Origin of the sequence: Pseudophaeobacter sp. EL27 (assembly GCF_900313025.1) — a bacterium.
Taxonomy (GTDB): Bacteria; Pseudomonadota; Alphaproteobacteria; order Rhodobacterales; family Rhodobacteraceae; genus Pseudophaeobacter.
Genome location: NZ_OMPQ01000011.1, coordinates 236,241 through 260,330, shown reverse-complemented (window position 1 = coordinate 260,330; position 24,090 = coordinate 236,241). Strand labels below are relative to the sequence as shown.

Genomic DNA, 24,090 nt, shown 5'->3' with positions numbered 1-24,090 from the left:
AATATTCCACCACTGGCTGAACAGATTTTACTGAATTCAATCTTGAGGATACCTCCTTTTAACATTGCTGTTTTAGGAGTTTATCATGTCGTCACAGGAAGGTTTCGAATTTCGCGGCGCCGCCAAAGAGTGGTTCGGCATCTGGATCGTCAACCTACTGCTCTCGGTCCTTACCCTGGGCATCTATTCGGCCTGGGCCAAGGTTCGCACCAAGAAATACTTCTACCAGAATACCTGGGTGGCGGGACGCAATTTTGACTATCATGCCACCGGTAAGCAAATCCTGATCGGCCGCCTGATTGTGATTGCGGCGCTGTTTGTCTATGCCCTGGCAGCGGCCTTTTCTCCACCGCTCGCGGTGGTCATCATTCTGGCCATCTTTATCTGTATGCCGGTCTTGATTGTGCGCAGCGCCAAATTCAACGCCCGCAACAGCAGCTGGGGCAATGTGCGGTTCAATTTTGATGGTGAAACCGGCGATGCCTACCGGGTCTATATGGGGATTCCGATCCTTGTTGCGCTCAGCCTCTATACGACCTTTCCCTTCTTGGATCAGGCGATCCAGCGCTTTGCCATCAATGGTCACAGCCTGGGTAAAACGCGGTTCCACTTCGACAGCCCCATTGGCCCCTTCTACAAGATATTCCTGCTCGCAGCTGTCTTTGGTGTCGTCGGTATTGTTGGCTATGGCTTCTATGTCATTCCCAGCATAGTGGACCTACAGGGCAATACTGGCCTGGATGCCCAAAGCAAAATGATCACCACCATGACTGTCGGCTATGTCTTTCTCCTGGTCATGGTTGTGCTTGGCGGCGTGATCTACACGACCCTGCTGCGTAACATTGTCTATACCGCAACCACTCTGGGTCCCAATCAACATGGCTTCCGGTCCACCATCTCTGTCGGGCCAATGCTCTGGCTGGCCCTGTCAAATGCTCTGGTGGTGATCTGTACGCTTGGTCTGATGTTGCCTTGGGCGCAGGTACGTCTGCATCGCTATGTGGCACAGAACACCGCCCTGTTGCCAAATGGTACCCTGGAAGAGTTTGAGGGCGAAATCATCAGCGATACCAACGCCATTGGCGATGCCTACTCCGATATCGAAGGCATCGATCTGGATATCGCGCTGTGACACACATACAGGATCCAAGGATCCTGGGCCGGGCCTTTGCGCCCGGCTCTTCGGCCTATGTGGAGGCCGAGATCTCTGTCACACAGGACAACATCTTTCTCCTTGATCCGCTCTCTGGTCAGATCCTGACCCGGGCGGCACGTGACCAGGTCAAGCTGGACAATCCTGTTGGCACCGGGCCGCGCAACACGCATTTCCCCGATAACTGGATGTTTCAAACCCAGGATCCACAGATCTCAATCCTGATGCAGGAACCCCTGAGCAATCGCCTGCTGCGGTATTTTGAGATTTTCAGCCCCCGCCTTGGCCTGGTGATTGCTGCAACACTTGCGGCCATCTTTGCCGTCTGGAAATGGGGGCTTCCGGTCCTCGTGGCCCTAGCTGTCTGGATGACCCCTGCAGCCGTTGTGCGCCAGATAGATGCCTCCACCCTCGCCTCCCTTGACCGCTTTATGGCCTCAAGCAGTCAGCTGCCGGCGGCGCAACGGGAGGTACAGCAGGCCTTGCTAAACAAACTTCTGCCCCATGTGGATATACCGGATCGCGACATCCGCCTGACCTTTCGCAACATTGCCAATGCCGGCCCCAATGCCCTGGCCCTGCCCGGCGGCACCATCATACTAACAGATAAGCTGGTCAGAAGTTTTGCTGAGGACCCGGACTTGATCGCCGGGGTCTTGGCACATGAAATTGGCCATGTCGCCAAGAACCACAGCCTCAAACAGCTCTATCATTCCCTGTCAGTCTACCTGCTGATTGCACTGCTTGCCGGCGATGTCGGCCCTATCCTCGACAGTCTGGCGCTAGAGGGACAAGCCGTTGTGAACCTCTCCTTTTCCCGCCAGCACGAATTGGAAGCAGATACCTATGCGCTGCATCTCATCAGCAAATCCGGTTACTCCACGGAGGGCCTGCGACGCTTCTTTGAGGCGATCAAAGCCTATGATGGCAGCAGGGATTGGCTGTCCAGCCACCCCCTCAGTCGGGACCGTGTCAGAAACATTGATAGTTTCAAAGAGCGTCTGGCGCAGTAGTTCTGCTTCCGCTAGGGTCAGCCAAATATCGGCGCAGACGGAGTTTGGGATGACGGATCAAGAGGATGACCTCTTTGAAGATGATTTCGCAGAAGAGCTGGAGATGTTTGTCGAAGCTCAGGACACCGTCTGGACAGAGGTCCTGGCAGAGCTGACAGCAGGCAAGAAGGCCGGCCATTGGATGTGGTTTGTCTTTCCCCAGCTGGCGGAACTTGGCCAATCCCATATGGCGCAGCTCTATGGAATCGAAGACCTCTCCGAGGCCAGCGCCTATCTGGGTCATGAGGTGCTGCGCGCCCGCTTGATCGAGGTCTCCGAATTGATGCTGACCCATCAGGGGCAAGACCCCGCAGCAGTCCTCGGCGCAACAGATGCCAAAAAGCTCTGCTCCTCCATGACCCTGTTTGCCGCCGTTCCGAGCGCACCGGGTATCTTTGCCGAGGTGCTCGCCACGTTTTTTGCAGCCACACCCTGCGAAGTCACTGTGGAAGCGATTTCTTAAGGCACCGCCCGCAGTCTTACTCCCCTTTGCCGGGTGCCTGCCGCTTCGTCAGGCTTGCCAGCTGCCAGTCACAGACCTACCCCTTTTACTGACAGTCCAAAGGGGTAGACAGGTGGCATTACAAGAAATTGCAACAGGCATATCAGAGGCCCTTCAGAACAAGAGTTTTGAGGGATCGTTGAAATTTGATTGCGGCAGCGCCGGTGTCATCGTCCTGGCAGAAGGCGCCGCCTCCACAACCAACCGCGACACTGATTGCACCATCACACTCAGTCAGGACAACCTGGTGAAACTGCTCAAGGGCAAATTGAACCCCATGACCGGCGTGATGACGGGCAAGCTCAAGATCTCGGGCGATATGACCACCGCAATGCGCCTGGGCAAACTGATCGGCTAATGCCTTTCACCTTTCCCCAAATATTCTGGGGGGAGCGCCACTGGCGCGGGGGGTAAAGCCCCCACTTCGTCCCTCTCAAATCTTGAGCGCCTTCATCTCTTCATAATAGGGCATCGCCGCCTCCAGCACCGAGCGCAGCGCATCTGGCACCTCTGGCAGAGCTCCTTCCGGTCCGGCAAAACCGGTTGAATTCCACACCGCACCATACCAGACAGGGGCCCAGACCCCATCCTCAGGATGGCCGCCCCTGGGCCAGCTCAGCATCTTCGGCGAGGAAGGCAGGTCAATCGCCTCACAGAGCTGTTCCAGCTTGGCCTCGGGATTCTCGCGAATGTCATGGCTATCAACCACAACCGGTCTCTGCCCCCAGCTGCGGCAGAGATCAAACAGCTCCGCCTGCTGACGAAACCCGATATCATCCAGCGTCGGGTTCTCCCGTTTCGCCGCATAAGATGCAATCACCCGCGCCGGATGACGGATCAGGAACAGGTTTGTCACCTCACGCATCCAATCGCGGGGCACAGCGTCAATCATATGCTGGGTCATGTGCTTTTGGTAGAAATAGGGCTTTGCTGCCGGAACTGGCCCCACCAGCGACGCCGCAACCTCATCCGCGTTTTGTGATTGGCTCTCCAGAATCTCTTCCCGCATCGGGTGCTGCAGGTCCGTCAGGGCCAGATAGGCGGCATAAAAGGGCTCATCCACCACCGCGCAATCGCCACGATTGCCAAAGGCATACATCATGGCCGTCGACAGATTGCGCGGCCCGGACCACATGGCAATCCGCATCAGGCGCACTCCCCTTCGATCATCGCCTTGTAAAGCCCGCGAATACGCTTGGTCAGTGGTCCCATTTCACCACTGCCAATTTGTCGCCCGTCGATATCACCAACCGGGGTCTGGGCGCCAAAGGTGCCTGTTAGGAAGGCCTCATCGGCGCCATAGGTATCTACCAGGGAATAGTTGCGCTCAAAAACCGGGATGTCATTGGCCCGACACAGGTCGATGACCTTTTGCCGGGTAATGCCATTCATGCAGTAATCCCCGGTCGAGGTCCAAACCGCGCCTTTGCGCACGATGAAAAAGTTGCAGGCATTGGTGGTGTTTACAAAGCCATTCACATCCAGCATCAGCCCCTCGTCTGCGCCAGCCTTTTCGGCAGCGATACAGGCCAGAATGCAGTTCAGTTTGGAATGCGAGTTGAGCTTTGGATCCTGGGTCATCGGGAGCCCCCGAAGATGCGGCACTGTCGCCAGCCGAATGGGGCGCGGCAGATTGGGCTTGGAGTGTTCCATGATGATGACCATGGTCGGCCCCTGCTGTGACAGCGACGGGTGCTGGAAGGGCCGTGTTTTTGGTCCCCGGGTCACCATCAGCCGCGCATGGGCATCCGAGGTCATCTCATTTGCCTTTTGTGTCTCTAATATGGCATTTTTCACGCCCTTCCGGTCCAATCCAATGTCCAGATCAATGGCCTTGGCGGCCTCGAACAACCGGTCGAGATGTTTATCAATGAAGGCCCAGGTCCCATTGTACAGCCGCAGCCCCTCCCAGACGCCGTCGCCCAGCATAAAGCCACTGTCATAGACGCTCACGGTGGCCTGTGCCTTGGGGACAATCTTGCCGTTCAGATAGATCAGGATCTCTTCGTTGCGCTGATCTTCTGTCGCCTGATGGGTGCTCATTTTCTCGGTCATGGGGTCCTCCTTAGCGGCACGCTAGAAGGATTGGATCCAATTTCCAAGCGGTAACTTGCGCTCACCTCCGCGTGACATTTGATGTCACAGGGTTGAGCCAGACCCAGAGCCCCGGCAGGGTGCCAAAAACGGAGGTCACCATGCAGATTTTCAAAACCCTGAAACCTGTCGCCCTTACGGTCTTTATGCTGCTTGCCCTGGTGCTGCGCGGCGAGAATGCCGAGGCGCAAACGCAAGAACGGCTCACGGTTGCGGGCGGCTGTTTCTGGTGTGTGGAAAGCGATTTTGAATCGGTACCCGGCGTGATCGAAGCCGTCTCTGGCTACACCGGAGGCCGCACCAAAAATCCCACATATGGTGAGGTGGGCAAAGGCGGCACCGGGCATTTGGAAGCTGTGGAAATCCTGTTTGATCCCGCGCGTGTCAGCCGCAAACAACTGTTGGAGCTGTTCATCAGATCCGTTGATCCTACCGATGCGGAAGGGCAGTTCTGTGACCGGGGAGTGGTTTATAGCACTGCCATTTTTGTCTCTAACCCTGGGGAAAAGGCTCTGGCTGAGGCGACATTGGCGAAGGCTGAAGTGGAGTTGGGGCAAAAGATTGTCACGCCCATCCTGGAGACCAGTACCTTTTATCGCGCTGAAGACTATCACCAGGACTATTACAAGGGCAGCAAACTTATCTTTACCCGCTTTGGCCCCAAACGTCAGGCTGCCGCGTACAAACGGTATCGTCAGGCCTGTGGTCGCGATGCCCGGGTGGCGCAGCTTTGGGGGGATGCAGCCCCCTTTGCCAAAGATCATTGAGGCGGCAGAAGGGGGCCAGCCCCCTCTTGCGCCATGCGCAATTCACCCCCGGGATATTTTCAGCCAAATGAAATGGACAAGAGGTGCGGTCAGAAGCGGGCCTCTTGCACCTCTTTCAAGTCAGGAATTACATCCGCCGTGCCGTGGCGCGTGACCATCAGAGCCCCGGCGCGGGCCGCCTGGGCCATGGCCTGGACCATGGGCAAGCCACGATCGAGACCCGAGAGCACATAGCCGGTGAAAGTGTCACCCGCTCCGGTGGTATCCACTGGGGTGACCGGTAAGGCCGGCACATCCGTGGTGTTTCCCGTGGAGCCGTCAAAGTGACGCGCACCTTTGGAACCCAGAGTGACGATGACATCCGCAACCCCGAGATCCTGCGGCGTCTTGCCGATTGCCTGCTGTAGCTGTTCTGCTTCAACCGCGTTGAGGAACAGGAGATCCAGGAAGGGCAGAACCGCCTGCACTGCCTCGGCCTCGAAGGGGGCGGCGGCATAGGCCACTTTCAGCCCAAGTTTCTGCGCCATTTCTACCGCTTCGGGTTGTAGATTGGTCTCGTTCTGCAGAACCAGGGTATCGCCTGATGCGGCCTCGGAAAGAGCCTGGCCGATCTGATTGCTGCTGATGGCCTGATTGGCACCGGGAAACAGGATGATCTGGTTTTCCCCGGCGGAGTCCACCGCGATGATGGCATGGCCCGTGGGCAGATCCAGTGTCGCAATATGGCGTGTATCTACGCCATATTCCATCAAACGCTGAACCGCCCAGCTGCCTTCTGGCCCTACAGCGCCTATGTGATGCACGGTGGAGCCGGCACGGGCGGCGGCGACCGACATATTGGCCCCCTTACCGCCCAGGAACTGGTCCAAACCTGTGGCCGCGAGGGTCTCCCCCGCCACCGGCAGATGCGGCAGGGCATAGACCATATCCGCATTGATCGAGCCCAGGTTCCAAATCGCCATGTGGTTACCCGATATTACAGGCGGCCAGCACCGCCATGTTCAGGATGTCATTGGCCGTCGAGGTGGTCGAGCAGATCTGGATCGGCTCTGGCACACCCGAGAGGATCGGGCCAATGACGGTTGCGCCACCCATCTCCTGCATCAGTTTGGTCGAGATCGAGGCTGAATGGCGCGCCGGCACGATCAGGATATTGGCCGGACCGGAGAGGCGCTGGAAGGGATAGGCTTCTTGTGCGGCGGCATTCAGCGCCACATCGACAGTCATCTCACCCTCATATTCAAAATCAACCCCGCGGGCATCCAGCACCGAGGGCGCGATATGCATCTTTTCGGCGCGTTCCGACACCGGGTAGCCAAAGGTAGAGAAGCTGACAAAGGCGACCCGAGGGTCCAGACCCATGTGGCGCGCCACACCGGCAGCGCGCTCGGCGATATTGGCCAGATCATTTTCATCCGGCCATTCATGCACCAAAGTGTCGCCCATCAGCACGATCCGGCCCTTGTGCAACAACGCGGTAATGCCGGCAACGCCGTGATCTTGATCGGCGTCAAAGACGTGGTTGATGCGGTCCAGAACATGGGCGGATTTGCGGGTGGCCCCGGTCACCAGGCCATCGCCGTGACCATGGGCCAGCATCAGAGCCGAAAAGACATGCCGGTCACGGGCGGCCATCCGGTGGATGTCGTGACGGTCAAAGCCTTTGCGCTGCAAGCGTTTGTACAGGAACTGCTTATAGCTCGACAGATGCGTGGTATTGGCGGCATTGACGATCTCCAGCTCGCGGACCGCGTCTCCCAAACCGGCAGCTTCGAGTTTTGCTTTGACATCCTCGGTGCGACCAACAACCAGCGCCTTGCCGAAACCAGAGCGCTGATAATTGACAGCGGCCCGCAACACGCGCGGGTCGTCGCCTTCGGCAAAGATCATCCGGCTTTGTGCCGAACGGGCCCGCGCGTTCAAGCCGCGCAGGATCGACGCGGTTGGATCCATCCGACCCTTGAGGCCAATCTCATAGGCCTCCATATCGATAATGGGGCGACGGGCCGCACCGGTATCCATGCCGGCCTTGGCCACGGCAGGGGGAATGCGGTAGATCAGACGCGGATCAAAGGGGGTCGGGATGATATAGTCACGGCCAAAAGTCAGGGATTTTCCATAGGCCAGCGCCACCTCGTCTGGCACATCTTCGCGCGCCAGCGCAGCCAGGGCATGGGCACAGGCGATCTTCATCTCGTCATTGATGGCGCGGGCGTGAATGTCCAGCGCGCCGCGGAAGAGATAGGGGAAGCCCAGCACGTTGTTGACCTGGTTGGGGTAATCGGACCGGCCAGTGGCAACGATGGCGTCAACGCGGACCTCATGGGCCTCTTCCGGGGTGATTTCCGGATCCGGGTTTGCCATGGCAAAGATCACCGGATTGTCAGCCATCTTGGCAACCATGTCCTGCGTCACCGCGCCTTTGACCGAAACACCAAGGAAAACATCAGCGCCGTCCATGGCCTCTTCCAGAGTGCGCAGCTCGGTGGTCACGGCATGGGCCGATTTCCACTGGTTCATGCCCTCGGTACGGCCCTGATAGATCACGCCTTTAGTGTCACAGACGATGCAATTTTCATGCCGCGCGCCCATGCGTTTGAGCAGCTCTATGCAGGCAATGCCAGCCGCCCCAGCACCGTTCAGCACAATCTTCACGTCTTCGATCTTTTTGCCCGAGATATGCAGCGCATTGATCAACCCGGCGGCACAGATCACCGCCGTGCCGTGCTGGTCATCGTGGAAGACCGGGATATCCATCTCTTCCTTGAGCTTTTGCTCAATGATGAAACACTCTGGCGCCTTGATGTCCTCGAGGTTGATACCGCCGAATGTCGGCCCCATCAGACGGACTGCCTCGATGAACTTGTCTGGGTCTTCGGTGTCCAGCTCGATATCGATCGAGTTCACATCGGCAAAGCGTTTGAAGAGAACGGATTTTCCCTCCATCACCGGTTTGGAGCCCAGCGCTCCGAGATTGCCCAGACCCAGAACCGCAGTCCCGTTGGAGATCACCGCCACAAGGTTGCCCTTGTTGGTATAGTCATAGGCGGTTTCCGGATTGGCCGCGATCGCCTCGCAGGGCACTGCAACACCGGGTGAATAGGCCAGCGACAGATCGCGCTGCGTCGTCATCGGGACGGTGGCGTTTATCTCCCATTTCCCCGGCGTGGGATCCAGGTGAAAGGCGAGGGCTTCTTCGTCGGTAATCTTCGCTTTGCGCATCGTTTCTGTCGTTCTTTTCTGTGGGGCGTTTCTATGGGGGCTGGAACTTCATAGCCCAGCCATTCAGTTGCCACAACGACTATACGTTTTCACCTTTCGCCGCAGGCGGGTGATTTGTATGGTCCGGCAACCAAAATACCGAAATCGCGGAGATCTCCCTTGGCCACAGTCACGCCCATGATGGCGCAATACCTCGACATCAAGGCTCAGTACCCGGATGCGCTGTTGTTTTACCGGATGGGCGACTTCTACGAGATGTTCTTTGACGATGCGATCAATGCCGCCGAGGCCCTGGACATCGCCTTGACCAAACGGGGCAAACACAATGATCAGGACATCCCCATGTGTGGCGTGCCCTTTCATGCCGCCGAGGGCTATCTGCTGACCCTGATCCGCAAGGGGTTTCGTGTTGCCGTGGGCGAACAGCTGGAAACCCCGGCCGAAGCCAAGAAACGCGGTGGCAAATCAGTAGTCAAACGCGACGTGGTGCGGCTGGTCACCCCCGGCACCCTGACCGAGGACTCCCTGCTCGAAGCCCGGCGACACAATTTCCTCGTCTCCTATTCTGAACTGCGGGATGAGGCCGCCCTAGCCTGGGCTGATATTTCAACCGGCGCCTTTCATGTGATGCCGATCAGCCAGGTCCGCCTGTCGCCGGAACTGGCGCGCCTGGCCCCCTCCGAGCTGATCGTTGCAGATGGCGCCACCTTTGAGGCAACCACTCCTCTGGCCGAAGAATATAAAATCCCGCTGACACCGCTGGGCAAGGCCAGTTTTGACAGTACTGCGGCGGAAAAACGGATCTGTGCCCTGTTTGGTGTCAGTGCCCTGGATGGATTTGGCAGCTTCAGCCGGGCCGAGGTCTCCGCCATGGGGGCCTTGATCGACTATTTGGAAATCACCCAAAAGGGCAAACTGCCGCTTCTGCAGCAACCAGTACAGGAAGCAGAGGATCGCGTGGTGCAGATCGACGCCTCCACCCGCGCCAGTCTGGAACTTACCCGCTCGCTCTCTGGAGCACGCGCCGGCTCCCTGCTCTCGGTGGTGGACCGCACCGTCACCCCTGGCGGGGCGCGCCTGCTGGAACAGCGTCTGTCCAGCCCCTCTCGCAATCTGGATGTGATCAATGCCCGGCTTGCAGCGCTTGATTTTGCGTTTGAGCGCGATCAGCTCTGCGAGGATCTGCGCGATGCTCTGCGTAAAACCCCGGATCTGGACCGGGCGCTGTCACGCCTGGCGCTGGATCGCGGCGGCCCGCGTGACCTCGCCGCCATCCGCAACGGGCTGGCCCAGGCCAGTGCCATTGCGGATAGAAACGCCAATGAGGACCTCCCCCCGCTGGTCACAGCCGCCACCGCCGATCTCACCGGGTTTGATAGCCTGCTTGATCTTTTGGATGCTGCCCTGGTGGCCGAGCCACCGCTGCTGGCCCGGGATGGTGGCTTTATCGCTTCCGGGTACAATGAGGAGCTGGATGAAGCCCGCACCCTGCGCGACGAAGGCCGCTCCGTTATTGCTGGCATGCAGCAGGACTATGCCGCCCATACCGGCATCACTTCGCTGAAGGTCAAACACAACAATGTGCTGGGCTATTTCATCGAGACCACAGCAACCCATGCGGATAAAATGCTGTCACCACCGCTGTCGGAAAAATACATCCATCGTCAAACCACCGCAAATCAGGTGCGTTTCACCACCGTCGAACTCAGCGAGATCGAGACCCGGATTCTAAACTCCGGAAATCGCGCACTTGAGATCGAAAAACGGCTCTATTCCACGCTTTCTGGAGCTATAATGGACCAGGCTGCCCGGCTGAACGGAGCTGCGCGTGGCCTGGCAGAGCTGGATCTCCTCACCGCTCTGGCGGATCTGGCACGGGGTGAAGGCTGGGCGCGCCCCCGCGTTGATGCCTCGCGCGCCTTTGCCATCACCGGCGGGCGGCATCCGGTTGTGGAACGCGCGCTGCGACAACAGGGTGGCGATAGATTTGTCGCCAATGATTGTGATCTCACTGCCAGCGCTGGCGCTGCCGTCTGGCTTTTGACCGGTCCCAACATGGCCGGTAAATCAACCTTCCTGCGGCAGAATGCCCTGATTGCCCTGCTGGCGCAGATGGGCAGTTACGTGCCCGCTGAAACCGCGCATATCGGGCTGGTCAGTCAGTTGTTCAGCCGGGTTGGTGCCTCGGATGATTTGGCACGCGGGCGTTCGACCTTCATGGTCGAAATGGTCGAAACCGCCGCGATCCTCAATCAGGCCGATGATCGCGCGCTGGTAATCCTGGATGAAATTGGTCGCGGCACCGCCACCTATGATGGTCTTTCCATCGCCTGGGCGACGCTGGAACACCTGCACGAGATCAACCAGTCCCGCGCCCTCTTTGCCACCCATTACCATGAATTGACCCAGCTCTCGAACAAGCTCTCCGGCGTGGAAAACGCAACCGTCTCGGTCAAGGAATGGGAGGGCGAGGTAATCTTTCTGCATGAGGTCAAAAAGGGCGCAGCGGATCGCTCTTACGGGGTGCAGGTGGCCCAGCTGGCTGGCCTGCCTGCCTCTGTTGTTGCCCGCGCCCGCGATGTACTGGACCTGCTGGAGCAAGGCAGCCGCGAAGGCGCCGGGGCAAAAATCCAGATCGACGATCTGCCCCTTTTTGCGGCCGCCCCGCCACCACAGCCAAAACCCGCCTCTGGCCCCTCTGCCGTGGAACAGTTGTTAGAGAGTATTCACCCTGACGACCTCACCCCACGTGAAGCCCTCGAGGCGCTCTACCGCCTGAAAGACGCCGGCAGATAGAAAAGAGCGGCTCCAAAAGGCGCCGCTCTATCATCTTTCCAAAAATATTCGCGCCGCAGGCAACGGGCCCATTGGGCCCGTTCAACCTGCGATCAACTTCACGCAGGGGTCGAAGAAACCCCAACCTGCGCCGGACGCAGCAGACGGTCATGCAGCATAAAGCCCTCAGCCGAGACCTGAATGATCTCACCGGCCTTGGTACCTGGAACCGGCGCCTCAAACATCGCCTCATGTACCTGAGGGTCAAAGCGATCCCCCACCTGCGGTGACACAATCCGCACGCCGTGTTTTTCAAAGACACCCAACAGGGAACGCAGGGTCAGCTCGACACCCTCGATCAGAGCCGCAGAAACTTCCTTCTGCTCCTCAGAGGCCGATTCAACCGCACGCTTTAGGTTGTCAAACACCGGAAGAATATCGCGCGACAGTTTGGATCCGCCATACTGCTCCGCTTCGCGACGGGCCTTGTCGCCGCGTTTGCGGGAATTCTCTGCATCCGCCAGGGCGCGCATAAAGCGGTCCTTGTACTCATCCCGCTCTGCCCGCAGCTCATCCAGCTCAATCGCAGCATCGTCCATTTCAGCCATTTCCGCCGCCAGCTCTTCCGCCTCGACATTTGCGATATCGTCCAAAAAATCGTCGTTTCTGGGCTCTGCCATATTTTCAACCTCTAGCTCCGGTCAGAAAGCAATTTCCCAACCAGTTGCGCCGTGTAATCCACAATCGGCACAATCCGTCCGTAATTCAGGCGAGTCGGGCCAATCACCCCAACCGCACCAATGATCTTTCGATCCGAGTTCATATAGGGAGAGACCACCAAAGAGGAACCCGAAAGTGAGAAAAGTTTGTTCTCTGAACCGATAAAAATGCGCACACCCTCGCCGTCTTCGGTCAGTTCAAGGAATTCAGCGATATCCTGCTTGCGTTCCAGGTCATCAAACAGGCTGCGGATGAGGTCGAGCTCGGCTGGCTCGCCACCACCTTCGCCCAAAAGATTCGCCCGGCCCCGCACAATCAGACGCGCCTTTTCGCTGTCGTCTTCTTCCCAGGCCGCCAGCCCGCTCTCTATCATGTCCTGCGCCAGCACGTCGATCTCCTGGCGGCGCGCATCAATCTCTTTCTGCATGTCACGGCGCACACCGCTCAGCGTGCGGCCCTCAATCAGCGCATTGAGAAAATTCGCCGCCTCACGCATCGAACTTGGGGTTTGTCCCGGGGGCGGTGTGAACAGGCGGTTTTCCACATGGCCGTCAGAGAACACCAAAACCACCAATGCACGGTCCTGCGCCAATGAGACAAACTCGATATGGCGGATTTCGCTTTCCTGTTTGGGCGTCAAAACCAACGACGCACCCTGAGTGACCCCGGACAGCGCCGAGCCAACCCGGTCCAACATGCCACCAACATCGCCGGCGTTCTTACCCAGAGTGGCGTCAATCTTCTCCCGGTCCTGGGATTTCAGGTCTTCGACTTCCAGCAACCCATCAACAAACATCCGCAATCCCCGCTGGGTCGGAATACGACCAGCGCTGACATGGGGGCTGTCCAGCAGGCCCAGAAACTCCAGATCCTGCATCACATTGCGCACCGTCGCGGCGCTGACCTTCTCATTCAGCGATCGCGTCAGGGTCCGGCTGCCAACCGGTTCACCGCTTTCCAGATAGCTTTCGACAACCGTCCGGAACACCTCGCGGGAGCGGTCGTTCATATCACTGAGAATTTCTTTGGCGTCAGTCATCTGCGATTTTACGGTTCAGCTTTGTAATTTGAGGAAGCCCGTGCTCCAATTTGTATTAAAGAGCGATAAGGGAAAAGGTCAATCATGCTTGCATCCCCGCACTCCCGGCGGCTATCGGAAGAGCAGCAAAAAAAGGATAACCCATGCGCCCCTCCAATAGAGAACTAAACGAAATGCGCCCCGTTTCGATCGAGACAGGTTTCACCAAACATGCCGAGGGCTCCTGCCTGATCAAAGTGGGCGAAACCCATGTGCTGTGTACTGCCAGCCTGGAACCCCGGGTGCCCTCTTTCATCAAGGGGTCCGGCCTCGGCTGGGTCACTGCTGAATACGGCATGTTGCCCCGCGCTACCAATACCCGGATGCGCCGCGAAGCAGCTGCCGGCAAACAGGGTGGCCGCACCGTTGAAATTCAGCGCCTGATTGGCCGTGCCCTGCGGGCCGGTGTTGATCGCGTTGCCCTGGGTGAACGCCAGATCACCATCGACTGCGATGTGTTGCAGGCCGATGGCGGCACCCGCTGTGCGGCAATCACCGGCGGCTGGGTTGCGCTGCGTCTGGCGGTGAACAAGCTGATGAAAGCTGGTGACGTCAAAATTGATCCGCTGATCGATCCGGTCTCCGCGATTTCCTGCGGCATCTATGCCGGCCAGCCCGTGCTTGATCTGGACTACCCCGAGGATTCCGAGGCTGGCGTTGACGGCAACTTCATTATGACCGGCTCTGGCAAGCTGATCGAAGTTCAGATGTCCGCTGAAGGCTCGATGTTCTCGCGCGATCAGATGAACCAGCTGATGGATCTGGCCGAAAAAGGCACCGCTGAGCTGACCGCGCTGCAAAAGGCGGCCTGCGCATGACCCGCAAGTTTGAAGGCGACCAGATTCTGGTCGCCACTCACAACGCAGGAAAGCTGCAGGAGATCACCGAGATCCTTGCGCCCTTTGGTGTCAAAGTTATCGGCGCGGCAGAAATGAATCTTCCGGAGCCGGAAGAGACCGAAGATACATTTGTCGGCAATGCCCGCATCAAGGCCCATGCTGCGGCAAAGGCCACCGGCCTCCCTGCCCTGTCTGACGACAGCGGTATCACCATTGATGCCCTGGATGGTGCCCCCGGTGTCTATACCGCCGATTGGGCCGAGACCGGAAATGGCCGCGACTTCATGATGGCGATGACCCGTGCCAATGATGAAATCACCGCAAAAGGCCCCGATGCCCCGCGCTCTGCCCAGTTCCGCTGCACCCTGGTGCTGGCCTGGCCGGATGGGCATGACGAGGTTTTTGAAGGCGTGATGGCTGGCGATCTGGTCTGGCCCATTCGTGGCGAAGGCGGTTTTGGCTATGATCCCATGTTCATGCCCGAAGGTTATGACGTGACCTGCGCCCAGATGGACAAGGCCGAGAAGAACCGCATCAGCCACCGTGGCCGCGCGGTCAGCGCCTTTGTCAAAGGATGCTTCAGTGGATGATTGGCGTCATGGGGGCTTTGGCCTATATGTACACTGGCCCTTCTGTCAGGCCAAATGCCCCTATTGCGACTTCAACAGTCATGTCACCGCGAAAATAGACCAAAAGGCCTGGGTTAGAGCCTATCTGAGCGAACTCAAAAGAGTCTCTCAGGGGCTGGAAGACCGGGTTCTGAACTCGATTTTCTTTGGTGGTGGTACGCCGTCACTGATGATGCCCGAAACCGTCGCAGCAGTGATCGAGGGCGCACGTGAAATCTGGCCTTTTGCCAATGACATAGAGATCACACTTGAAGCAAATCCCGGCTCGGTCGAGGCAGGACGTTTTGCCGGCTACCGAGATGGCGGCGTCAACCGGATCTCAATGGGCATTCAGGCCCTGAACGACGAAGATCTGCGCCGCCTGGGACGTATCCACTCCGTCACCGAGGCCCGCGCTGCATTCGACATTGCCCGCAATTGTTTTGACCGGGTTAGCTTTGATCTGATCTATGCCCGGCAGGGTCAGGACCTGAAACACTGGCAGGCTGAACTCTCCGAGGCCCTCAATATGGCGATTGATCATCTGTCGCTCTACCAGCTGACCATCGAGGAAGGCACCGCCTTTGGCGACCGCTATGCCCGTGGCAAGCTGCGCAACCTACCCACGGATGATACCGCCGCCGATATGTACCAAGCGACGCAAGAGATCTGCGCTGCCCATGGCATGCCCGCCTATGAAATCTCTAACCATGCCCGCCCCGGCGAAGAATCCCGTCATAACCAGATCTACTGGCGCTATGGCGATTACCTCGGCATTGGTCCGGGTGCCCATGGACGTGTGACACACAAGGGTCAACGCTACGCCACTGAGACCCATCGTGCCCCCGGCGCTTGGCTCAAGGCGGTGTCAGAGGGCTCTGGTGAAAGCCTGTGTCAGGCCCTGCCGCAAGAAGACACAGCGATTGAATACATGATGATGTCGATGCGCCTGACCGAGGGAATGAACATCCCCCGCTATACTGCCCTATCTGGTCAAGAACTGCCGCAAGAGCGAGTTGAGGACCTTGTTAATCTTGGCATGGTGACTACATCGGATCAGGTAATTCGCGCGACAGATCAAGGGCGTGCAGTCCTGAACGCGGTGCTGCGTGAGCTATTGGTTGATTGACCCATTTAGAGTTGGATTGAACAGATGAGATTTCTCTATGCCGGGCTAGGATTACTCTCTCTGGCTTTTGGCGTCATCGGAATTGTTCTTCCCCTCCTGCCCACCGTTCCCTTTCTTCTGCTCGCGGCCTTCTTCTTTGCCAACTCATCCGAACGGCTGCATTCCTGGTTGATCGGCCATCGGGTATTTGGCCCGATGATCCTGGATTGGAATGAACGCGGCGCCATCCGTCCAGCCGCAAAAAAGGCGGCAACCATATCGATTGCCGCCGTTCTGTTACTGTCACTTGTACTGGGAGCGCCCTCCCATGTTGTGCTCATTCAGATCGTTGTTCTGGCAGCGGTTCTGACCTTCATCTGGACCCGCCCCAGCACATGATTATTTGCTGAGGATATTGCAAATATCATCCAGCTGATCCAGCGTCTCATAGCTGATTGTAACGGATCCACTTTCACCGCCAGCCTTATGATCGATCGACACTTTCATCCGCAGGATGGCGGACAGATCCCCCTCAAGCGCCTTGGTATCGGCATCCTTTTCGGCCGCCGTGCGTGGTTTGCGTGGGGCGCCAGCTTGGAGCCCTGCGGCATCCTTTTTCACCAATGCTTCTGTGGCCCTGACTGACAAACCACCTTTGACGATTTTACCCGCCAATTCAGAGGCATTGTCGGAAGTGATCAGCGCACGGGCATGACCCGCTGACAGTTTGCGCTCATGCACCAGCGCCCGTACATCCTCTGGCAGATGCAATAGGCGCACCAGATTGGCGATATGGCTGCGGCTTTTTCCCAGGGCTTCTGCCATACGTTCCTGGGTATGGCCAAAGCGCTCCATCAACTGTTTATAGCTATGGGCCTCTTCCATCGCGTTCAGATCCGATCGCTGGATGTTTTCAATGATGGCCACTTCCATCATCTCAACATCCGAATAGTCCCGGATAAGCACAGGAACCTCATGCAGTTGCGCGGCCTGGGCGGCACGCCAGCGGCGTTCGCCCGCAACGATTTCATACATATCGCCATCGCGGGGCCGAACGATCAGAGGCTGCAGAACACCCTTTTCCTTGATCGAAGCCGTCAGATCATCAAGATCTTCCTGCAGGAATTGTCGACGCGGCTGATCCGGGTTGGCAATTACCTTTTCAATCGGCACCAGGATCTCTGCATTGCGCGGGGCCTTACCCTCGGTGCTGACGGGCTCGGGGTTCACATCCGCCATCAATGCTGACAGGCCACGACCCAATCCACGAGGCTTGTTTCTTTTCTCTGACATTCTCTACTCCGCTCTCACGCCGCGACTGATTGGTTATTCGACAACAACTCTTCCGCCAGGGCCCGGTAGGCCCGCGCGCCCAAAGAGTTGCTATCATAGTTAAGCACAGGCAAAGCATAGGATGGCGCTTCGCTGACCCGAACATTGCGCGGGATTTTTGTTTCAAACACCAGCTCGCCCAGATTATCGCGTGCATCCTGTTCAACCTGCTGCGACAGGTTATTACGTCGGTCAAACATGGTGAGCACAACCCCTTCAATCCGCAGACCGGGGTTGGCAGATTGTCGGACCTCTCGGATGGTCAACAACAGTTGCGAGACCCCCTCCAGGGCAAAGAACTCACTTTGTAATGGGATCAGCACAGAATGCGATGCAACCATGGCATTCACGGTCAAAAGGTTAAGCGACGGCGGGCAGTCGATTAGCACATAGTCCCAATCATATTCATCCATCGCCGTCTGCCGCAGCGCGTCATGCAACAGAAAGCTCCGCTTCTCATTGGCGAAAAGCTCAATATCAGCTGAGCTCAGGTCTACAGTCGCGGGAATAACGCAGAGATCTTCGATTTCTGTAGTTCGAATCACTTCATCTAGCGGAGCATCATCAACAAGCAGATCATATGTAGTGGCATCGCGATCCGCACTGTCGATCCCTAGGCCGGTTGACGCATTCCCCTGCGGGTCCAGATCTACCACCAGAACCCGCAGACCTGTCTCAACCAGGGCCGCAGCAAGGTTGATTGCTGTCGTTGTCTTACCCACCCCGCCCTTTTGATTAGCAACCGCGATAATTCGTGGCCCATCTGGGCGGGATAAATCAGGCACGAGTGACCCCCTTGATCTTTAGAATAACTGCTTCAGTCTCAGTTAAACTTGTAATCTGTTCAACATCAAATCTCCATCGCTCTGCAGCCTTATCCACTTCTTTTTTCCAACTTGCCCCTTTTGGGAACACCGCCATGCCATCTTCGGCAAGATGTCGCTCTGAAAACTCAAGAAGTGCATCCAGGTCTGCAACCGCGCGGGCGGAAAGGATCTGTGCCCCTTGCGGCTCTGCCTGTTCAATCCGTTGATTTAGCACAGTGACGGGTACCCCGCACTCTCGCGCAGCAGTTCGAAGGAATGCAGATTTGCGCTGATCACTTTCGATCAAAGTGACCTTGGTCTTTGGCGAATACTCTGCAGCCATAATGCCCACAACAATCCCAGGAAAACCACCGCCACTGCCTATATCCACCCAGGACTTGCCTGAATCTTTCACACAGGTAAAGACCTGAACTGAATCAACGATATGCCGCTGCCAGAGGTCTGCGAGGCTATTCTTGGAGACAAGATTGATTCGCGGATTCCATTTGAGCAATACCTCTTCGAACTTTTCCAAACGTTCAATTGTTTCACGTGAAACATTCAGCCCTTCCAAAAGCTCCCTATCGCTCATCCAACTTTCTCCTGTGACCGCATATTCTTTCGCAACCGTGCCAACACCAAAGCCAGCCCTGCGGGAGTCATACCATTGATTCGGCTGGCCTTTGCCAAGGTTTCAGGACGTGCCAAAGACAGCTTTTGCTGTAGCTCCGCCGACAGGCCTTCGATCGTGCTATAGTCAAACCCATCAGGAATTACATGGCCCTCATCCCGTTTGACAGCTGCAATCTCCTTTTCTTGCCGAGCAATGTAATGCACATAGAGCGCATCTCGCTCCAGCTGTCGCCTCGTAACAGCATCCGTCTCATCACACTCAGGCAACAAAGAAATCAGATTTTCGAATTTGACATCAGGAAAGGCCAAGACTTCAAAACCAGTTCTCTTATTTCCATCCTGGTTAACGTAAATCCCAGACTCAGCGATCTGTTTTGGCGTAAAGACAGATCGCTCCAGAACAGCTCTGGTTGCTTCCAAACGCTCTACCTTTGCTTCAAATGCAGCTTTCCTGTCATCAGAAATGCACCCTACTGCAATAGCCAAGGGCGTAAGCCGTTGATCAGCGTTATCTGCCCGCAAGGATAGTCGGAATTCTGCCCGTGAAGTAAACATCCGGTAGGGTTCGGTAACACCATGCGTGGTCAGGTCATCAACCATGACGCCAATATAGCTGTTTGAACGTCCAAACTTTACGGGCTCCAGGTCGCGACACTTTGCTGCTGCACTTAGCCCAGCAACCAACCCCTGAGCTGCTGCTTCTTCGTAACCTGTCGTTCCGTTGATCTGCCCTGCAAGGTAAAGACCTGGGATATCTTTCAACGAAAGATCCAAGGAGAGCGCTCGTGGATCGATATAGTCATACTCGATCGCATATCCGGGTTGCAGAATTTCTGCGTTTTCAAGGCCTACGATGGAGCGAACATAGTCTAGCTGCACCTCCACTGGCAGGCTGGTCGAAATACCATTTGGGTAGACCGTATGGTCCGTGGCGCCTTCAGGCTCCAAAAAAATCTGGTGGGAGGTCTTATCCGCAAATCTGACAATCTTGTCTTCGATAGAAGGGCAATATCTTGGACCAACACCATCGATATGCCCCCCGTACATCGCAGAACGAGAAAGGTTTTTGCGAATGATCTCGTGGGTCGTTTCGTTGGTATGGGTGATTCCACAGACAACTTGCTTGGCCGACAATTCCTTGGTCATGAAGGAGAAAAACGTTGGATCCTCGTCCCCCGGCTGCCCTTCCAAAATGTCCCATTTGATTGTGCGTCCGTCCAGTCGCGGAGGAGTACCGGTCTTTAAACGCCCCATTGGCAGCTCAAAGCTGTCCAGCCGCTCAGCCAATTTGACAGAGGGACGATCCCCCATGCGTCCGCCAGGCTTGGACACATCCCCGATATGGATCACACCGCGCAGGAAGGTTCCAGTGGTCAGAATTACAGATTTGCTGTGAATTTCACTCCCATCAGCGAGGACTACGCCCGTTACCCGCTGTCCCTGCATCAGGAGGTCTGTGGCTTCCCCTTCAATGATCTGAAGGTTTTCCTGTGCTTCTGTACGTTTCAGCATCTCGCGTTGATAGATACCGCGATCAGATTGAGCGCGTGGCCCCTGAACTGCAGGGCCTTTGCGCCGATTTAGAAGCCTGAATTGAATGCCGGCGAGGTCAGCCACCTGCCCCATGACGCCATCCATGGCATCAATCTCTCGGACCAAATGTCCCTTTCCCAGGCCGCCAATGGCGGGGTTACAGGACATCACGCCGATACCCTTGCGGATCAAAGTGATCAGAGCGGTTTGTGCACCCATTCGCGCGGCAGCATGGGCCGCCTCGGTTCCCGCGTGACCGCCACCAATAACCACAACATCAAAATCCGAATGTTTCACGTGAAACACTCCCTATTTTCCAAGACAGAAACTGGAGAAGATCTCATCAAGGAGATTCTCGACGCCAACACGACCCACCAGCATTTCCAGGGATCGAACAGCTGACCGTATATCTTCAGCTGCAATTTCATAAAACTCTGATCCACGTTCCAAAACAAGCTGCGCTTGGTTCAAACTATGCAGGGCTGCCAACATCATCTCACGGTGTCGGGTGCGTGTTGCAACGCCAACCTGAGTAGAGCGATCCTTCAGCGTTTCTGAGATATGCATAACAAGGTGATCGACCCCCTGCCCCGTTTTCCCAGAGATCGAGCCAGTGGTATCCTCCCCACGCCTGTCGGCCTTGGGTCGAAGGCGAATATCTCCGGGCTTCATTTCCAAATCAATGGCTTCATCGGGTTCGACCAGGAACACACGCAGGTCCGCCTGTTCCGCCCGCTTACGGGCCAGTTCTATTCCGATGCCCTCGACATGATCATCGGTCTCTCTGATGCCGGCGGTATCCAATAGTGTGACAGGCAGACCACTAAGGTCCATTCGGACCTCAATCACATCCCGTGTCGTGCCGGCATATTCAGAGGTAATCGCCGCCTCGCGTCCGGCCAACATATTCAGAAGCGTAGACTTCCCAACATTTGGTGCGCCTATGATGGCCACTTCAAACCCGTCCCGGATACGCTCGGCAATTTTGACGCCCTCTGTCTCTGCCTGCAAATCCTGTGCAACCGCATTCAACAGGGCTGTTACCTCAGGTGTGACATCAACGGGGACATCCTCATCGGCAAAATCAATGGTGACCTCGATAAGGGAAGCCGCGCGGATTAGATCGACCCGCCATCTTTCGGCAAGCTCACCCAGGCCGCCAGACAGTACCACCTGGGCCTGTTTACGCTGCGCTTCGGTTTCCGCATCAATCAGATCGGCCAATGCTTCGACCTGGGCCAGGTCCAGCTTGCCATTTTCCATCGCGCGACGGGTGAATTCACCGGGTTCAGCCAGGCGAAGATCAGGGGTTTTGGTCAGTCGATCCAATACAGCGGAAACAACTGATGTGCTTCCATGTACCTGAAATTCAACAATATTTTCACCGGTAAAGCTGGCCGGCGCGGCAAAACTCAACACCAAAGCTTCATCCAGATGATCGCCATCCAGATCCAGCAGACAGCGCAGCCCCCGCCCTTTCGCAGGCAAAGGGCGGTCACAAATCTGATTGGCAGCGTCTAGAGCCAGAGGACCGGAAATCCGAATGACTGAGACCCCAGCCTTCCCCTGTGCGGAGGCCAGTGCAAAGATCGTATCCATCTTGGCCTTCCTCTTTAACTGGCCTTGAGCTGTTAGGTGTTCATTGAATCAAAGAAATCCGAATTGGATTTGGTTTGTTTCAGCTTACCCAGCAAGAACTCGACTGCATCGGTGGTGCCCATCGGGTTGAGGATACGCCGCAATACAAAGGTCTTTGCCAGATCGCCCTTGTCCACCAAAAGCTCCTCTTTCCGGGTGCCGGATTTGAGGATGTCGATGGCAGGATAGACCCGTTTGTCGGCAATCTTGCGGTCCAGAACCAGTTCAGAGTTACCAGTACCTTTGAATTCTTCAAAGATAACCTCATCCATACGGCTGCCCGTATCGATCAGTGCGGTGGCGATAATGGTCAGCGAGCCACCCTCTTCGATGTTCCGGGCGGCGCCAAAGAAACGTTTGGGACGTTGCAGGGCATTGGCATCTACACCACCGGTCAGAACCTTACCAGAAGACGGCACAACCGTGTTGAACGCCCTACCAAGTCTTGTGATCGAATCGAGAAGGATAACAACATCTCGCTTATGTTCGACCAGACGCTTGGCTTTTTCAATGACCATTTCAGACACCGCAACGTGGCGCGTTGCCGGCTCATCAAAGGTGGAGGAGACAACCTCCCCCTTTACCGAGCGCTGCATGTCGGTGACTTCTTCGGGGCGTTCGTCGATTAGCAGAACGATGAGATAGCATTCTGGGTGATTCTTCTCGATCGAGTTTGCGATGTTCTGCAAAATCATCGTCTTACCGGTGCGTGGCGGCGCCACGATCAGCGAACGCTGACCCTTGCCGATGGGCGCTACCAGATCGATCACACGGGCAGAACGGTCTTTCAGCGTTGGATCTTCGACTTCCATCTTCAGACGCTCATCCGGGTAGAGCGGTGTGAGGTTGTCAAAGGCAATCTTGTGACGCGCCTTTTCAGGATCTTCAAAGTTGATCTTGGTCACGCTGGTCATGGCAAAGTAACGCTCTGCCTCCAGTGGCGCCTTGATCTGGCCCTCGATGGTGTCACCAGTGCGCAGCGAATGTTTGCGGATCATATCCGGCGAAACATAGATATCATCCGGACCCGGCAGATAGTTGGCCTCGGGCGAGCGCAGGAAACCGAATCCATCCTGCAAAACTTCCAAAACGCCATCGCCGCCGATTTCCCAGCCCTCATCCGCGCGTTCACGCAGGATCTGGAACATCATCTCGCCCTTGCGCATGGTCGAGGCGTTTTCGATCTCCAGCTCTTCGGCCATAGACAGAAGGTTCTTGGGGCTTTGCGCCTTGAGATCAGAAAGATTGAGGGATTCGACGGTCATCAATATATGGCCTTTTTGCCCCGGCTATTTGGGGAGTGCTGCTATTATCAAGTTCGGAGAACACAAGTGCCCGGACGGGCCTGTTGGGGGCCATACATAGGGGCTGAGGGCTGATAAGTCAAACAGCCTCTCCAGAGGCGCTACAGCCGCTCTGTGAGCGTCTTGAGCCTGCCAGTGACCTGCACCCATCAGAACTTGAAGATCACCGAGACCACGATCACCACCATCAACAGCGTCGGGACTTCATTCATCATGCGATAGCGCCGCCCACTGAGTTTGTTCTGACCCGCAGCAAAGTCCCGCTGGCGCATCAAAAGCCAATAGTGGAACCAGGTCATGCCAATTACCGCCAGAGCCTTGCTCCAGGGCCACACAGAGCCCCAATCGACCAATCCTGGGGTTGCCGCCATGAACAAGCCTGCCCCCCAGGTCGCCATCATTGCCGGGCGCATGATGAAACGATGCAGTTTCTGTTCCATGGTGACAAAGATCGACAGGCTTTCAGGAACCTTCTCAGCCTGCTCCACGTGATACACGAACAGGCGTGGGAGATAGAACAAACCCGCCATCCAGCTGAGCACCGCCATGATGTGCAGCGATTTGGCATATGGGTAGAGGGTGAACATCCAGTCTGTCAGGTCCATCGGTCTCTCTCTCGGGCTTTGTTAGGCCACCCTTATAATAATAAAGAAAGATTTAAAGGATGATGTTTTTGTAGGGGCATGGATTTCAGTGGATTATTCAGTCCTTCACCGCCTTATCCCCAAGGTGGATAGATATACTGCCCCAATGTCGCCACATTGGTGACACTTTGGTTAACGCACTTAGAAATAAGGGAAATTAACCTTCTGTTAACTAAGATTACTATGGGGATAACCCTTGGAGGAATCGGGGAGATCACAGATATCCCGGTTTCACGAGTTATCCCAATCCACGGCGGAGGAATCAGCGGATCCTTTCGTGGA

23 protein-coding genes are annotated in these 24,090 nt (G+C 56.5%); 10 read left to right on the top strand and 13 right to left on the bottom strand.

All coding sequences use genetic code 11. From position 1 onward, the window contains the following. Nucleotides 1–85 precede the first annotated feature (85 nt). The 4 genes from ED661_RS13675 (at nucleotide 86) to ED661_RS13660 (ending at nucleotide 3,065) form a co-directional block, all read left to right on the top strand. Nucleotides 86–1,132: a YjgN family protein gene (locus ED661_RS13675; protein WP_122074472.1), complete on the top strand. Its 1,047-nt coding sequence runs from the start codon at nucleotides 86–88 to the stop codon at nucleotides 1,130–1,132. Next, nucleotides 1,129–2,166, top strand: coding sequence for a M48 family metallopeptidase (locus ED661_RS13670; RefSeq protein ID WP_122074471.1), 1,038 nt, complete (start codon nucleotides 1,129–1,131; stop codon nucleotides 2,164–2,166). The genes ED661_RS13675 and ED661_RS13670 overlap by 4 nt, the downstream gene beginning before the upstream one ends. 49 nt (nucleotides 2,167–2,215) lie before the next feature. After that, entirely contained in the window at nucleotides 2,216–2,668 is a 453-nt protein-coding gene (locus ED661_RS13665) for a DUF1810 domain-containing protein (protein WP_122074470.1), read from the top strand. Between the two features lie 112 nt (nucleotides 2,669–2,780). Continuing rightward, entirely contained in the window at nucleotides 2,781–3,065 is a 285-nt protein-coding gene (locus ED661_RS13660; RefSeq protein WP_122074469.1) for an SCP2 sterol-binding domain-containing protein, read from the top strand. A 75-nt stretch (nucleotides 3,066–3,140) separates the two neighbouring features. Here ED661_RS13660 and ED661_RS13655 read toward each other — a convergent pair whose 3' ends face one another. Both ED661_RS13655 and ED661_RS13650 read right to left on the bottom strand, forming a co-directional pair. Further along, the gene (locus ED661_RS13655) at nucleotides 3,141–3,854 is read right to left on the bottom strand and encodes an HAD family hydrolase (protein WP_122074468.1); all 714 of its coding nucleotides are present in this window, start codon (nucleotides 3,852–3,854) and stop codon (nucleotides 3,141–3,143) included. Continuing rightward, nucleotides 3,854–4,762, bottom strand: a complete 909-nt coding sequence (locus ED661_RS13650; protein WP_122074467.1) for a D-amino acid aminotransferase — start codon at nucleotides 4,760–4,762, stop codon at nucleotides 3,854–3,856. The genes ED661_RS13655 and ED661_RS13650 overlap by 1 nt, the downstream gene beginning before the upstream one ends. Before the next feature lie 140 nt (nucleotides 4,763–4,902). On the opposite strand from ED661_RS13650, the gene msrA reads away from it, so the two are divergent. Then, complete coding sequence (msrA, locus tag ED661_RS13645) at nucleotides 4,903–5,568, top strand: peptide-methionine (S)-S-oxide reductase MsrA (protein ID WP_122074466.1); 666 nt, start codon at nucleotides 4,903–4,905, stop codon at nucleotides 5,566–5,568. Nucleotides 5,569–5,657: 89 nt separating this feature from the next. Here msrA and ED661_RS13640 read toward each other — a convergent pair whose 3' ends face one another. Further along, entirely contained in the window at nucleotides 5,658–6,530 is an 873-nt protein-coding gene (locus tag ED661_RS13640) for a ribokinase (RefSeq protein ID WP_122074465.1), read from the bottom strand. Nucleotides 6,531–6,534: 4 nt separating this feature from the next. Continuing rightward, nucleotides 6,535–8,790: an NADP-dependent malic enzyme gene (locus tag ED661_RS13635; RefSeq protein ID WP_122074464.1), complete on the bottom strand. Its 2,256-nt coding sequence runs from the start codon at nucleotides 8,788–8,790 to the stop codon at nucleotides 6,535–6,537. 177 nt (nucleotides 8,791–8,967) lie between these two features. Between ED661_RS13635 and mutS the strand changes: the two genes are divergently transcribed. Beyond that, on the top strand, nucleotides 8,968–11,586 hold the full coding sequence (gene mutS / locus ED661_RS13630) for a DNA mismatch repair protein MutS (RefSeq protein WP_174214186.1): 2,619 nt from the start codon (nucleotides 8,968–8,970) through the stop codon (nucleotides 11,584–11,586). Between the two features lie 98 nt (nucleotides 11,587–11,684). Here mutS and ED661_RS13625 read toward each other — a convergent pair whose 3' ends face one another. After that, nucleotides 11,685–12,245 carry a nucleotide exchange factor GrpE gene (locus ED661_RS13625; protein ID WP_122074462.1) on the bottom strand — a complete coding sequence of 187 codons (561 nt, stop codon included), beginning with the start codon at nucleotides 12,243–12,245 and terminating at the stop codon, nucleotides 11,685–11,687. Between the two features lie 11 nt (nucleotides 12,246–12,256). After that, a complete protein-coding gene (gene hrcA / locus ED661_RS13620) occupies nucleotides 12,257–13,324 on the bottom strand; it encodes a heat-inducible transcriptional repressor HrcA (RefSeq protein WP_122074461.1) in 1,068 nt (355 codons plus the stop codon). A 143-nt stretch (nucleotides 13,325–13,467) separates the two neighbouring features. On the opposite strand from hrcA, the gene rph reads away from it, so the two are divergent. From rph to ED661_RS13600, 4 genes are read left to right on the top strand one after another with little or no spacing between them, the layout of a single operon-like run. Beyond that, nucleotides 13,468–14,181: a ribonuclease PH gene (rph, locus tag ED661_RS13615; RefSeq protein ID WP_122074460.1), complete on the top strand. Its 714-nt coding sequence runs from the start codon at nucleotides 13,468–13,470 to the stop codon at nucleotides 14,179–14,181. Then, on the top strand, nucleotides 14,178–14,792 hold the full coding sequence (rdgB, locus tag ED661_RS13610; protein ID WP_122074459.1) for an RdgB/HAM1 family non-canonical purine NTP pyrophosphatase: 615 nt from the start codon (nucleotides 14,178–14,180) through the stop codon (nucleotides 14,790–14,792). The genes rph and rdgB overlap by 4 nt, the downstream gene beginning before the upstream one ends. Continuing rightward, nucleotides 14,785–15,939: a radical SAM family heme chaperone HemW gene (gene hemW / locus ED661_RS13605; RefSeq protein WP_122074458.1), complete on the top strand. Its 1,155-nt coding sequence runs from the start codon at nucleotides 14,785–14,787 to the stop codon at nucleotides 15,937–15,939. The genes rdgB and hemW overlap by 8 nt, the downstream gene beginning before the upstream one ends. A 24-nt stretch (nucleotides 15,940–15,963) precedes the next feature. Then, nucleotides 15,964–16,317 (top strand): YbaN family protein, encoded by a 354-nt coding sequence (locus ED661_RS13600; RefSeq protein ID WP_122074457.1) that lies wholly within the window; start codon nucleotides 15,964–15,966, stop codon nucleotides 16,315–16,317. On the opposite strand, the gene ED661_RS13595 is transcribed toward ED661_RS13600, so the two are convergent. From ED661_RS13595 to ED661_RS13565, 7 genes are all read right to left on the bottom strand, one after another. After that, nucleotides 16,318–17,211, bottom strand: coding sequence for a ParB/RepB/Spo0J family partition protein (locus ED661_RS13595; RefSeq protein ID WP_122074456.1), 894 nt, complete (start codon nucleotides 17,209–17,211; stop codon nucleotides 16,318–16,320). A gap of 14 nt (nucleotides 17,212–17,225) precedes the next feature. Continuing rightward, complete coding sequence (locus ED661_RS13590) at nucleotides 17,226–18,035, bottom strand: ParA family protein (protein ID WP_122074455.1); 810 nt, start codon at nucleotides 18,033–18,035, stop codon at nucleotides 17,226–17,228. Next, entirely contained in the window at nucleotides 18,028–18,648 is a 621-nt protein-coding gene (gene rsmG, locus ED661_RS13585; RefSeq protein ID WP_122074454.1) for a 16S rRNA (guanine(527)-N(7))-methyltransferase RsmG, read from the bottom strand. Before rsmG ends, ED661_RS13590 begins: the two co-directional genes overlap by 8 nt. Next, the gene (gene mnmG, locus ED661_RS13580; protein ID WP_122074662.1) at nucleotides 18,645–20,519 is read right to left on the bottom strand and encodes a tRNA uridine-5-carboxymethylaminomethyl(34) synthesis enzyme MnmG; all 1,875 of its coding nucleotides are present in this window, start codon (nucleotides 20,517–20,519) and stop codon (nucleotides 18,645–18,647) included. Before mnmG ends, rsmG begins: the two co-directional genes overlap by 4 nt. Before the next feature lie 12 nt (nucleotides 20,520–20,531). After that, a complete protein-coding gene (gene mnmE / locus ED661_RS13575; protein ID WP_122074453.1) occupies nucleotides 20,532–21,821 on the bottom strand; it encodes a tRNA uridine-5-carboxymethylaminomethyl(34) synthesis GTPase MnmE in 1,290 nt (429 codons plus the stop codon). Between the two features lie 32 nt (nucleotides 21,822–21,853). Then, nucleotides 21,854–23,125, bottom strand: a complete 1,272-nt coding sequence (gene rho, locus ED661_RS13570; RefSeq protein ID WP_122074452.1) for a transcription termination factor Rho — start codon at nucleotides 23,123–23,125, stop codon at nucleotides 21,854–21,856. Between the two features lie 188 nt (nucleotides 23,126–23,313). After that, the gene (locus ED661_RS13565) at nucleotides 23,314–23,769 is read right to left on the bottom strand and encodes a CopD family protein (RefSeq protein WP_122074451.1); all 456 of its coding nucleotides are present in this window, start codon (nucleotides 23,767–23,769) and stop codon (nucleotides 23,314–23,316) included. Between the last annotated feature and the right edge of the window lie 321 nt (nucleotides 23,770–24,090).